Origin of the sequence: Aliirhizobium wenxiniae, assembly GCF_019511445.1 — a bacterium.
Lineage (GTDB): Bacteria > Pseudomonadota > Alphaproteobacteria > Rhizobiales > Rhizobiaceae > Neorhizobium > Neorhizobium wenxiniae_A.
In genome coordinates this window covers 105,262-115,777 of record NZ_JAEUAN010000021.1, presented here as the reverse complement: position 1 = coordinate 115,777, position 10,516 = coordinate 105,262, and the positions used below count along the sequence as shown (strand labels likewise).

The 10,516-nt window shown below is 58.5% G+C and carries 13 protein-coding genes, 1 tRNA gene and 1 pseudogene; 8 read left to right on the top strand and 7 right to left on the bottom strand.

Annotated elements, in window-relative coordinates:
- The 4 genes and pseudogenes from JNB91_RS31470 to JNB91_RS23165 form a co-directional block, all read right to left on the bottom strand.
- Positions 1-168 (bottom strand): annotated as a pseudogene (locus JNB91_RS31470) (porin); the annotation flags it as partial.
- 341 nt (positions 169-509) lie between these two features.
- Positions 510-600 (bottom strand) — tRNA-Ser (locus JNB91_RS23175).
- Positions 601-734: 134 nt separating this feature from the next.
- On the bottom strand, positions 735-1,535 hold the full coding sequence (locus JNB91_RS23170; RefSeq protein ID WP_220327848.1) for an aldolase/citrate lyase family protein: 801 nt from the start codon (positions 1,533-1,535) through the stop codon (positions 735-737).
- Positions 1,536-1,591: 56 nt separating this feature from the next.
- On the bottom strand, positions 1,592-2,809 hold the full coding sequence (locus JNB91_RS23165; RefSeq protein ID WP_220327847.1) for an NAD(P)/FAD-dependent oxidoreductase: 1,218 nt from the start codon (positions 2,807-2,809) through the stop codon (positions 1,592-1,594).
- A 225-nt stretch (positions 2,810-3,034) separates the two neighbouring features.
- On the opposite strand from JNB91_RS23165, the gene JNB91_RS23160 reads away from it, so the two are divergent.
- Positions 3,035-3,391, top strand: a complete 357-nt coding sequence (locus tag JNB91_RS23160) for a hypothetical protein (protein WP_223218327.1) — start codon at positions 3,035-3,037, stop codon at positions 3,389-3,391.
- A 29-nt stretch (positions 3,392-3,420) separates the two neighbouring features.
- On the opposite strand, the gene JNB91_RS23155 is transcribed toward JNB91_RS23160, so the two are convergent.
- Positions 3,421-3,702, bottom strand: a complete 282-nt coding sequence (locus JNB91_RS23155; protein WP_220327846.1) for a sunset domain-containing protein — start codon at positions 3,700-3,702, stop codon at positions 3,421-3,423.
- Between the two features lie 206 nt (positions 3,703-3,908).
- Between JNB91_RS23155 and JNB91_RS23150 the strand changes: the two genes are divergently transcribed.
- On the top strand, positions 3,909-5,018 hold the full coding sequence (locus JNB91_RS23150) for a pyridoxal phosphate-dependent aminotransferase (RefSeq protein WP_220327845.1): 1,110 nt from the start codon (positions 3,909-3,911) through the stop codon (positions 5,016-5,018).
- A 58-nt stretch (positions 5,019-5,076) separates the two neighbouring features.
- Here the strand turns inward: JNB91_RS23150 and JNB91_RS23145 are convergent, their stop codons facing one another.
- Positions 5,077-5,937 carry an SDR family oxidoreductase gene (locus JNB91_RS23145; RefSeq protein WP_220327844.1) on the bottom strand — a complete coding sequence of 287 codons (861 nt, stop codon included), beginning with the start codon at positions 5,935-5,937 and terminating at the stop codon, positions 5,077-5,079.
- 347 nt (positions 5,938-6,284) lie between these two features.
- Between JNB91_RS23145 and JNB91_RS23140 the strand changes: the two genes are divergently transcribed.
- Positions 6,285-6,614, top strand: coding sequence for a winged helix-turn-helix transcriptional regulator (locus JNB91_RS23140; RefSeq protein ID WP_223218334.1), 330 nt, complete (start codon positions 6,285-6,287; stop codon positions 6,612-6,614).
- Positions 6,615-6,760: 146 nt separating this feature from the next.
- Here the strand turns inward: JNB91_RS23140 and JNB91_RS23135 are convergent, their stop codons facing one another.
- A complete protein-coding gene (locus JNB91_RS23135) occupies positions 6,761-7,027 on the bottom strand; it encodes an SEL1-like repeat protein (RefSeq protein WP_220327842.1) in 267 nt (88 codons plus the stop codon).
- Between the two features lie 503 nt (positions 7,028-7,530).
- On the opposite strand from JNB91_RS23135, the gene JNB91_RS23130 reads away from it, so the two are divergent.
- The 5 genes from JNB91_RS23130 (at position 7,531) to vapC (ending at position 10,507) form a co-directional block, all read left to right on the top strand.
- Positions 7,531-7,869: a DUF2147 domain-containing protein gene (locus JNB91_RS23130; RefSeq protein ID WP_220327841.1), complete on the top strand. Its 339-nt coding sequence runs from the start codon at positions 7,531-7,533 to the stop codon at positions 7,867-7,869.
- A gap of 201 nt (positions 7,870-8,070) precedes the next feature.
- Positions 8,071-8,241 (top strand): hypothetical protein, encoded by a 171-nt coding sequence (locus JNB91_RS23125; RefSeq protein ID WP_220327840.1) that lies wholly within the window; start codon positions 8,071-8,073, stop codon positions 8,239-8,241.
- Between the two features lie 86 nt (positions 8,242-8,327).
- Positions 8,328-9,830 carry an AMP nucleosidase gene (locus JNB91_RS23120; RefSeq protein WP_220327839.1) on the top strand — a complete coding sequence of 501 codons (1,503 nt, stop codon included), beginning with the start codon at positions 8,328-8,330 and terminating at the stop codon, positions 9,828-9,830.
- A gap of 60 nt (positions 9,831-9,890) precedes the next feature.
- The gene (locus JNB91_RS23115) at positions 9,891-10,121 is read left to right on the top strand and encodes a type II toxin-antitoxin system VapB family antitoxin (protein WP_220327838.1); all 231 of its coding nucleotides are present in this window, start codon (positions 9,891-9,893) and stop codon (positions 10,119-10,121) included.
- Entirely contained in the window at positions 10,118-10,507 is a 390-nt protein-coding gene (gene vapC / locus JNB91_RS23110) for a type II toxin-antitoxin system VapC family toxin (protein ID WP_220327837.1), read from the top strand. Before JNB91_RS23115 ends, vapC begins: the two co-directional genes overlap by 4 nt.
- The last annotated feature ends 9 nt before the right edge of the window (positions 10,508-10,516 follow it).

Genomic DNA, 10,516 nt, shown 5'->3' with positions numbered 1-10,516 from the left:
AACGTATTCCATCGGCTCGGGCTCAGCAGCCACGATTGCGTCGGCAGCCTGTGCGCCAGAAACTGCTGCGAGGGCAGCAGCGGAGCCGAGAAGAAGGCTCTTGATGTTCATTTTTGACCTCCAGTCAAAGTTACGTATGGGTCTAGGTCTTGATTTACCGAAGGACAAAAATTCCTTGGGCCCATCCCCGTGTTCTTAAAGCTGACGAACCACCGCCGCGCTTCGAAGTTGAAAATACAAATCGCGGAAACGTGCGCAATGGTGAACTGGGGACAGACACGAGTTTCACAGCCGCTTCCCAAAACCATGTTGCCGAAAGGACACAAAACCGCATCCGGGCCTCGATAAAAATTTAGTTTTCGTTAAGAAAACAGTTTTGCGACAGCGGCTTAGGGATTGTTCACATTAGAACGGATCGCGTGATACCGGCGTTGCCGATAGGCAACAGACCCAAGCTGCGCACGCTTCATGCGCGCCCACTAATGATCCAGTGATTTCATGAGGAATAATGGCGGAGAGGATGGGATTCGAACCCACGATACGCTTTTGACGTATACTCCCTTAGCAGGGGAGCGCCTTCGACCACTCGGCCACCTCTCCGGTTCGGCCTGATTATTGCGGATAAAACCCGAATGCAAGGTCTTTTAGCAAAAAGAAGCGTCGCAGGCTGGGGATGAACCCCAGCCACGTCATTATTTATCCCCGCAGAGCGAGAATCGCGGACTTCACGCCGATCAATAACCCGAGCCGGCCGGGCCGGCGCCGGGTCCACGTCCATAACGACCGGCGAGATTCTTTAGCGTCGCGGCGAGTTCCGTCACGTCGGCGCCGACGGCGACGAAGCTTGCACCGAGCTCGATATAGCGACGATTGAGCGTTTCGTTGAAGGTCAGGATGCCGGCCGGCTTTCCGCTCGCGATGATTCGGCCGATTGCTGATTCTATGACGTCCTGCACTTGCGGCGCCTCTATGCGCCCGAGGTAGCCGAGATCGGCCGAAAGATCGGCCGGGCCGATAAAGACGCCATCCACCCCTTCCACCGCGGCAATGGCTTCGAGATTGTCGATCGCCACCCTGGTTTCCGCCTGCACCAGCAGGCAGATTTCATCGTCGGCCGTCTGTGCATAATCCGGAATGGCGTTAAAGCCCGAGGCGCGGGCGACGGCGGCACCCAGCCCGCGGGTGCCACGCGGGGGATAACGCACGGCCTCTACCAGCGCTTTTGCCTGTTCGGGCGAATCGACCATGGGAATCAGCAGCGTGCGCGCGCCGGCATCGAGCAATTGCTTGATGAACCAGGTCTCGCCCGAAGGCGGGCGCACGACGGGTTCGACCGCAAAGGGGGCAAGTGCGCGCAATTGCGCGATGATGCTGCGCAGGTCATTGGGCCCGTGTTCCGAATCGATAACGAGCCAGTCGAAGCCCGCGCTTGCCGCGATCTCGGCCGGAAGCGCCTCGCCGGTGTTCAGCCAGAGGCCGATCTGTTTGCGGCCGGCACTGATTGCAGCCTTGAAGTCATTCTTCGGTACCGGCATTTTTCCTCCCATGCCTTTCAATAGAAATGTCGGTGCGAGCAGCGCACCTTATAATGTCAGGACAGCAGCTGCTTCAGGTCCGTGGCCGGATCAGCGAGAAGCGCCCTGTCGGGGTTGATGCCGGTTTCCAGCATTTTCTTGGCCGTCACATAGGCCTTGGCATCATTGACCGCATCGACGGCGACCAGCTTTCCTTGACGGAAGTACCAGATCGACACCGCACCTTCGCGGGCGCCGGGGCGCACCAGCGTCTCGTCATAACCCAGATTGAAACCGGCGATCTGCAGCTTCACATCATACTGGTCGGACCAGAACCACGGTTTTGGCGCATAAGGCTCGGTTCCACCGGCAAGCGTTGCTGCGACCGATTCGGCCTGATCGACGGCGTTCTGCACCGATTCGAGGCGGATGCGGCCGTCTTCCCACGGCAGAAGGGCGCAATCGCCCATGGCGAAGATCGACGGATCGGAGGTGCGGGCGAATTCATCGACGATTATGCCGTTTCCGACATCCAGGCCGCAATCCTGCGCCAGCCTGTCATTCGGGGTGACACCAATGCCGACGATGACGAAATCCACATCGATGACCGAACCGTCGGAGAGTTCTGCGGCGCGCACCTTGTCATCCTCGCCGATCAGGCGGACGAGACCGGTCTTTTCGCGAATCGCCACACCACGCTCGTTGTGGATCGCGCGCATGATGTCGGCGGTTTCCTTTGAGGCGACACGGGCGAGAATGCGGTCGGCCATTTCGATCAACGTCACTTCGAGGCCGAGATGGCGGGCGACAGCCGCGGCCTCGAGGCCGATATAGCCGCCGCCGATGATCAGCAGGCGGCGACCGGCCTTCATTTCATCCGCTAGCCGGTCCGCATCGCGCTTGTCGCGCACCGTATAGACACCTGCCAATTCGCCGCCGATGCTGGCGGGCAGAGTGCGCGGGCTCGCACCCGTCGTCAGAGCAAGGGTCTCGTAGTCGAGGACCGAGCCATCCTGCATGCGGACAGTTTTCTTTTCGCGGTCTATCTCCTCGACATAGGTCGACAGCCGGACTTCCACATCGTTTTCGGCAAACCAGGCGTCCGGGCGAAACGTCAGCCGGTCAAAACTCATCTCGCCGAGCAGGTACTTCTTGGAGAGCGGCGGTCGCTGATAGGGGTGAACCTCTTCGGCGCCGATCATCGTGATGGGTCGCTCATCCTTCAATGCCCTTAGCTTTGCAGCAAGCGCAAAGCCTGCCTGCCCTGCCCCGACGATCACCAGCCTGCCTGTCACTTGCTTTCTCCATTCCTGTCCAACCGCCCAGAGATAGCACTTGGGACGGTTGCGGAAGGGGTATCGTCGCGACGTTCGGCCGTCAACAACGCGACATTATGTCCAGCGTGCAGGAATGGGGCGGAGCCAGTCACCATAGATCGAGAAAAATTTACCAATCAACTTTAGAATGCATCAGAATTGCAGGAATAAAGTCATATTCGAGGGACAAGTCAGGAGGATACCATGGCCCCATTGATGGACGGGACCAATATGCAAGAACCGGCGGGCCTGCGCCGTGTCTTTGAAAAATTTACGATCGATCGGCCGGGCAAGATCGTGCTTGTCGAACATCACCTGAGCACGAAGACGAGCATCCGCTGCCTGATCCGAACAATCTCTCTGCAAGGCGCAGAACTTGAGGTCACGCCGCATATTCCGGTACCGTCTCACTTCTTCCTCGCCATTCTCGGCATCCGCGACGAGATCGGCTGCACGGTCATGGCGCGCGAGGAGGAAAAGGTGACAGTCGGCTTCAACATGCTGATCAACCCCGAATTCCTGCATCATGTCATCCGGCTGAGCTTCGAAACAAGCCATTGAACGATCCGGCGAAGCGGCGCTGCAGGCAATCATCGTCGCGCGCGACGCCATCCAGCCGCGCGCGCATCCGCCTCGGAGCAGAACCACCGCTCGCCGTATCGATGGCTTATCCTGGTTTGCTCGTAATATTCCTGCCCGGGGACATGATAGATGCGCTCACCGGTATCGATCGAGACATTGCCCTTTATTCTGCATGACGGGCTGACATTTGCCTGGACGTAACGGGTGATACCCGGAAACAGGGAATGACCGCCCGTGGCGAGGAAAGTCGCTGTAGCGGCGGCGATGACGATCAGCGGGAAATTGCTCATGTTGCCATGATGCGCCGGAAAGATTGCTTCCTCGCTTCAGTAATCTCTAAAATTGCACAATATTCCAACTTAAACCTTGGGGCGCATTCGTATCCGGGACATGACCGGCGAATCGGTGCGACGGAGGTCAGCAAGGGGAACTCCTGCCCTTGCGCGCCGGCGAAAGCTTTCTATTGTGACGCGGCTTTCAACCGGACAGTACTGACATGACCGCATTTTCCCGCTTCACGCCGCTTATGGCTTCTCTCCCCTCCACCGTGCCCTTTGTCGGACCTGAGGCGCTGGAGCGAAAGAGCGGTTCCCCCGTCAAGGCGCGCATCGGCGCCAATGAAAACGGTTTTGGCCCGGCGCCTTCCGTGCTTTCAGCGATGGCGGAGGCGGCGACGGGCATCTGGAAATATGCGGACCCGGAGAATTTCGACCTCAAGGCCGCACTTGCAGCACATCTGAAATGTCGGCCGGAAAATCTTGCGATCGGGGAAGGCGTGGACAGCCTGCTCGGCCAGATCGTGCGGCTGGTCATCGATCCCGGCATGCAGGTCGTGACGTCCTTCGGCGGATATCCGACATTCAACTTCCATGTCGCGGGCTTCGGCGGCCAACTCGTCACCGTGCCCTATATCAAGGACAGGGAAGACATCAACGGGCTTTTGGACGCCGTGCGCCGGACCAATGCGCCGCTCGTCTATTTCGCCAATCCGGACAATCCGATGGGCAGCTGGTGGGAGGCCGACGAGGTTGTGGCTTTCGCCAGGGCGCTGCCGGAAACGACGCTGCTCGTGCTCGACGAGGCCTATTGCGAAACCGCGCCTGCCAGTTCGACGCCGCCGATCGACGCGCTGATCGACCTGCCGAACGTCATTCGCACGCGCACCTTTTCAAAGGCTTACGGAATGGCCGGCGCGCGCGTCGGTTATGCGATCACCACGGAAGGGACGGCAAAAGCCTTCGACAAGATCCGCAACCATTTCGGCATGAACCGGATCGCGGTCGCAGGTGCCATCGCGGCGTTGAAGGATCAGACCTATCTCGGCCAAGTGATCAGCGACATCAAGGCATCGCGTGAGCGGATCTCGGCAATCGCTGCGGCGAACGGTTTGCAAGCCCTGCCCTCTGCCACCAATTTCGTCGCCATCGATTGCGGGCGCGATGCCGCTTATGCGCGGGCCATCGTCGATGGGCTTCTGGGCCACGGCGTCTTCATTCGCATGCCGGGTGTCGAGCCGCTTAACCGCTGCATCCGCATCAGCGCCGGGAAAGAAGCCGACATGGCGCTTCTGGAGGCAGCATTGCCGCAGGTTTTGAAGTCTCTTTAAGAACAAAGGCCGGGTCAAGAACACCCGGCCCTTTCATTTCGCTTCTCAGTGGCTGATCTCAGACGACGCCGCCATTGGTGTAGAGCGTCTGGCCGTTGACCCACCAGCCATCCGGGCTGCAGAGGAAGGCAACCATGGCGGCGATATCTTCCGGCTCGCCGATCCGGCCATGCGGCGTGCGTTGGGCGAAACCGGCCACCTGCGCGTCCGTCTTGCCATCGAGGAAGAGCGAGGTCGCGACGAGGCCCGGCGCGATTGCATTGACCGAAATCTTTCGTCCGGCCAGTTCCTTGGCGAGGATGTTGGCGTAAATTTCCATCGATCCCTTGCTGGCGGCATACGGCCCGTAGGTCGGCGAGCGAAGCTGGACGATGCTCGACGAGGTGGCGATGATGCGGCCACCGTCGCGCAGGCGACGAGCCGCTTCGCGCAAGGTGTTGAAGCTGCCCTTTACGTTGGTGTCCACCATCGCGTCGAAATCCTCGTCGGTCATCTCGCTGAAGGGGGCAAGGTTCATGATGCCGGCATTGGCGACCGCGACATCGACACCACCGAATTCACGCTCGGCGACATCGAACAGGCGGCGCACCGCCGTCGGTTCGCGGATATCGGCCTGTTCCCACACGGCCTGACCACCGGCCTTTTCGATGTCCTGCACAACAGCGGTGGCAAGGTCATGATTGACCCGGCAATTGACGACGACCTTGAAACCGTCGGCGGCGAGGCGCTTGGCGGTTGCCGCCCCGATGCCGCGCGAGGAGCCGGTAACGATCGCGACCTTGTCAGCCGTTTTAAACTGCTGTGCCTGTGCGGTGCCGGCACCGGCGGCGGCAGCAGCGGCAACGACGGCCGGAGCAATTGCGGCTGCGGACAGCACAGTCCTGCGTGACAGTACCGACTTCTTGGAATTATCGTCCATAATCAAAGTTTCCCTAGTTGCTTCGAGAGCCAGTGTTCAGGGCAGCCGGGAGCGTTCCGGGAAAATACCTTCCCGGTTCGTCACGCCTGCATTTTTCGACATTGCCTTATCGTCAGCTGACGATAAGGCTTTTGGCACCACCATGCGCGGGTCGCGACCAGCGGTGCGGGCTTACAGTTGTTGACCAACTCTCTTTTTGAAAGTAGGCACCCAAAAGTACCGTAGGCACCTGTGAGAAAGAAATGGGAAAACCGAACGAATCCGTGTTCACGACCGAGGAACTTTTTCGTGCGCAGTCCTACAAGGCCCGCGATTACCCGAAAGATGTGCCGCCCGGCGTCGAGAACATGGTGCGGGAGATGATCTCGGGTTTTGCCGACAAGTGGACTGTCGTCATTCTCGATACGCTCTGGGATGAAGGGACATTGCGGTTTTCAGAACTCGCACGGCATGTGGACGGTATCAGCCAGAAGATGCTGACCCAGACATTGCGCCGGATGGAGCGCGATGGGCTGGTGATCCGCACGCTCCACCCATCGGTGCCGCCGAAAGTGGAATATCGGCTATCGCCGCTGGGCCTGACGCTGGGCGCCGCCTTCTGCAATGTGTGGATCTGGGCGGTGGAAAACCATGACGCCGTTCGCGAGGCACGCGAAACCTTCGACCACAAGGACTGATCAGAACACGATACGCAGAAAACCGCGCCAGCCTTGTTTCTGCCGGTCGCGGTTTAAAATTGTCGCGATATCCGAAGCGGATCCGTCGGTTCTGTTTTATCTGACCGCCCTCTTGCGGGGCGGTGAAAATCCGTCGTGGTCGACGCTCAGTGTACCGTCATCCATTCGCGGGCGGCGCGCAGCGCTTCGGCGAGCTGCATTTTCGTCAATTGCGGAGCGAGATCGGCGCGCAGTTCGGCGGCGCGGTCGGAGCCCTTGATGGCGGCAATGTTCAGCCATTTGTGGGCGGAGACGAGGTCGACTTCGACCCCGCGGCCCGTTGCATACATCAGTCCCATGTCGCAGAAGATTTCTGCGCGGGCCTCGCCACCCATGGTGGCCATTTCAGTCGTCGAAATTTCAAAGCGTGCCATCGGTTTTGATCCCTGTTTAAAGACCGTTTCTGTTTTTCTGCCCTGTTCATCATTCCCTTCCGGACCACCGTCTTATGCGGCTTTGTTAATCCATCAGGGTGGCGGTTTTTCCCGCTCGTTTGATGAGACCAATATGAACCCAAGGTTCGAAAATCCGACTAAAAAGAATGCTTAACTTGCGGAAAACAAAGTTCAAATGCTTCGTAAATTTGAGTTTTCGTTAAGCACTACATCCCCTGTGTGTTAAGGGTTTCCGCGTTCCGTTTACGAAGCGTTAGGATTTCGATCTAAACCCTTTGTTCAGCATGTTTTTCGCTTCCGTTTTGAGAATGGCGGAAAATGCGCGGCCGAAGCGCCTGTTTTCGACCCACCTAGATCGCCTCGAATTTCCTAATCATCGTCAACTTTACCTTTACGTGCGGGTAAGCTAATTTGCGCTTCGGGTTTCGGCTGCTGGAGGGCTTTCGAAACCCGAGGATGATGATGATCTGAGGAGGGATCTCATGCTGAAGACTTTTGCCGTGGCAACGGCGTTGCTGATGAGTGCCGTGGCAGGCCACGCGGCCGAGCCGATCGAGGGCAATTGGAAGACACAGAGCGGCGCGACAGCCGAGATCGGCAAATGCGGATCGGCCTATTGCGTCACGCTGAAGAGTGGCAAACATGCCGGCAAGCAGATCGGCAAGATGTCCGGCACCGGCAACGACTATGCGGGCGAGATCACCGATCCCGAAAACGACAAGACCTATAGCGGGTCCGGCTCGGTGGCCGGCAATACGCTGAAGATGAAGGGCTGCGTGCTCAAGGTCTTGTGCAAATCGCAGACATGGACGCGGCTCTAGGATCAGCGTTTCCTTCCGCATGAAGCCGGCGTCAGCGCCGGCTTTTTCTTTGCGGCTAAGTGGGGATCAGGCCTTGGAGCCCGTTAATCACCCTGAACGCCAGATGAAACGGGTTCTCAGCCTTCATACAGGAGCGCGCCATTATTCTGCCCCCATTCGGCCAGGAACCAAGCAAGCCTGGTCATAATCGGAGCCGGGATCATGACGACCATCGCACGCCGCCTGACCATTCTCACCCTGATGATGACGGTCTTTGCCTTGTCCTTTGCCGCACTTGCCACGCATCCGTCCAAGCGTCCGCTGGGTTTCAACATCAGCACCGGCAGCCTGTGCGTCTATTCCAATAGCGGCGAGTGCATGGCGACGCTCTGAGCCGGTTGCCGGAAAAGCGGCATCAAGGCGAAAAGAGAGATGATGATCGCCGTTTGATTGTCATGGAGATCTCTTTATAATGGCTCATGGACACACGAATCTCTTCCCTTTCTCCGCTTTCCTTCATCAGCCCTGATGCGTTTGAACCGAAGGTTTTCGACAATGCCGAAGAGGCTGTCGACGCGCTGACGGCGCTTTATGAGCGCAATACGAAATTCCTGATCGACAGCTTTGGCGATTTGGCCCGAAGCGGCAATATTACGGGTCGTTACCGCGCCTTCTATCCGCAGGTCTCGATCGAGACGACGTCGTTCGGTCATGCCGATTCGCGGCTTTCCTACGGCCATGTGGCCGCGCCGGGCATCTACACGACGACGGTGACGCGGCCAAAACTGTTCCGCCATTACCTGATCGAACAGCTCGATCTTTTGATGCGCAATCACAATATCCCGGTCACCGTATCGGAATCGACGACCCCCATTCCGCTGCATTTCGCCTTCGGCGAGGGTGCACATGTGGAGGCTTCGGTCAGCAACGGGATGGCCGACATTCCGATGCGCGATCTCTTCGACACGCCGGACCTCAACAATACCGACGACCTGATCGCCAATGGCGAATACGAGGCGCCGGCGGGGGAACCCGGACCGCTTGCACCATTTACGGCGCAGCGTATCGATTATTCCCTGGCGCGGTTGAGCCACTATACGGCGACGGGCGCCGAGCATTTCCAGAACTTTGTGCTGTTCACCAACTACCAGTTCTATATCGATGAATTCTCCGCCTGGGCCCGCAAGCTGATGGCGGAAGGTGGCGGCGGCTATACGGCCTTTGTCGAGCCCGGCAATGTCGTAACACTTGCCGGCAAGGATACGCCGGAGACGGCTCCGATCACACGCATGCCGCAGATGCCGGCCTATCATCTGAAGAAGGACGATCATTCCGGCATTACGCTGGTCAATATCGGCGTCGGCCCTTCCAATGCGAAGACGGCCACCGACCATATCGCCGTGCTGCGCCCGCATGCCTGGCTGATGGTCGGCCATTGCGCGGGTTTGAGAAACAGCCAGCGGCTCGGCGACTATGTTCTGGCCCACGCCTATGTGCGCGAGGACCATGTGCTGGACGACGACCTGCCCGTCTGGGTGCCGATCCCGGCGCTGGCGGAAGTGCAGCAGGCGCTGGAAAGCGCTGTCGAGGAAGTGACGGGTTATGAGGGTTTCGAGCTGAAGCGGATCATGCGCACCGGCACGGTCGCGACGATCGACAACCGCAACTGGGAACTGCGCGACCAGCGCGGACCGGTGAAGCGTCTTTCTCAGTCGCGCGCCATCGCACTCGACATGGAATCGGCCACGATTGCCGCCAACGGGTTCCGCTTCCGCGTGCCCTACGGAACGCTTCTGTGCGTGTCCGACCGGCCGCTGCATGGCGAACTGAAACTGCCGGGCATGGCGACCGCCTTCTATCGCACCCAGGTCAGCCAGCACCTGCAGATCGGCATCCGCGCCGTGCAGAAACTCGCCGCCATGCCGACCGAGACGCTGCATTCACGCAAGCTCAGAAGCTTCTACGAGACGGCGTTCCAGTGACATTGTGAGCAACCGGCTCGTGGTGTATGATTTTCTTTATCCATACACCACGAGGCTCACATGCGTACCAATATCGAATTGGATGACGAACTGATCGCCGAGGCTATGGAGCTTGGCGGTTTGCCGACCAAGAAGGCTGTGGTGGATCAGGCGCTGAGAGATTTCGTGCGGATCAAGAAACAGTTGCGTGCGATCGATAATCTTGAAGGTATCGGCTGGGAGAGTGACCTGGAGACGTCCCGAAGCAATTCCGCCAGATATGCAAATTGGGGCTTTCAGGAGGGCGAATGATCGTTGCAGACAGTTCCGTCTGGATCTCGCTCTTTCGGAAAGATGATACCGACGTCGCCTCAATACTTCGATCAATGATACCGCGCGGGGTTATTCTGCTCGGAGACATTATCCTGATGGAAGTGCTACAGGGCGCGCGGGACCTTCATCAAGCACGCTGGATAGAGCAGAATCTTCGAGATTTCCCTATTGTATCGATGCTGTCCCCTGCCTTGGCGATCAAAGCGGCATCGAACTACAGAGCTTTGCGCTCACGCGGTTTCACGACGAGCAAGGCCCCCGATCTTATAATCGGCACCTATTGCATCGAAAACAGCCACAGTCTCCTGCAACGAGATAAGGACTACTTGCCGATGGCAGAGCATCTCGGGCTCAAATTGGCTTGAGGCTTTTTG

Excerpts from the sequence above, each read along its gene's own strand:
- JNB91_RS23120 (WP_220327839.1), top strand. The coding sequence starts at position 8,328 with ATGGACACACGAATCTCTTCCCTTTCTCCGCTTTCCTTCATCAGCCCT.
- JNB91_RS23170 (WP_220327848.1), bottom strand. The coding sequence starts at position 1,535 with ATGCCGGTACCGAAGAATGACTTCAAGGCTGCAATCAGTGCCGGCCGC.
- JNB91_RS23115 (WP_220327838.1), top strand. The coding sequence starts at position 9,891 with ATGCGTACCAATATCGAATTGGATGACGAACTGATCGCCGAGGCTATG.
- JNB91_RS23135 (WP_220327842.1), bottom strand. The coding sequence starts at position 7,027 with ATGGCACGCTTTGAAATTTCGACGACTGAAATGGCCACCATGGGTGGC.
- JNB91_RS23140 (WP_223218334.1), top strand. The coding sequence starts at position 6,285 with ATGGTGCGGGAGATGATCTCGGGTTTTGCCGACAAGTGGACTGTCGTC.
- vapC (WP_220327837.1), top strand. The coding sequence starts at position 10,118 with ATGATCGTTGCAGACAGTTCCGTCTGGATCTCGCTCTTTCGGAAAGAT.
- JNB91_RS23150 (WP_220327845.1), top strand. The coding sequence starts at position 3,909 with ATGACCGCATTTTCCCGCTTCACGCCGCTTATGGCTTCTCTCCCCTCC.
- JNB91_RS23145 (WP_220327844.1), bottom strand. The coding sequence starts at position 5,937 with ATGGACGATAATTCCAAGAAGTCGGTACTGTCACGCAGGACTGTGCTG.
- JNB91_RS23160 (WP_223218327.1), top strand. The coding sequence starts at position 3,035 with ATGGCCCCATTGATGGACGGGACCAATATGCAAGAACCGGCGGGCCTG.
- JNB91_RS23130 (WP_220327841.1), top strand. The coding sequence starts at position 7,531 with ATGCTGAAGACTTTTGCCGTGGCAACGGCGTTGCTGATGAGTGCCGTG.
- JNB91_RS23125 (WP_220327840.1), top strand. The coding sequence starts at position 8,071 with ATGACGACCATCGCACGCCGCCTGACCATTCTCACCCTGATGATGACG.
- JNB91_RS23155 (WP_220327846.1), bottom strand. The coding sequence starts at position 3,702 with ATGAGCAATTTCCCGCTGATCGTCATCGCCGCCGCTACAGCGACTTTC.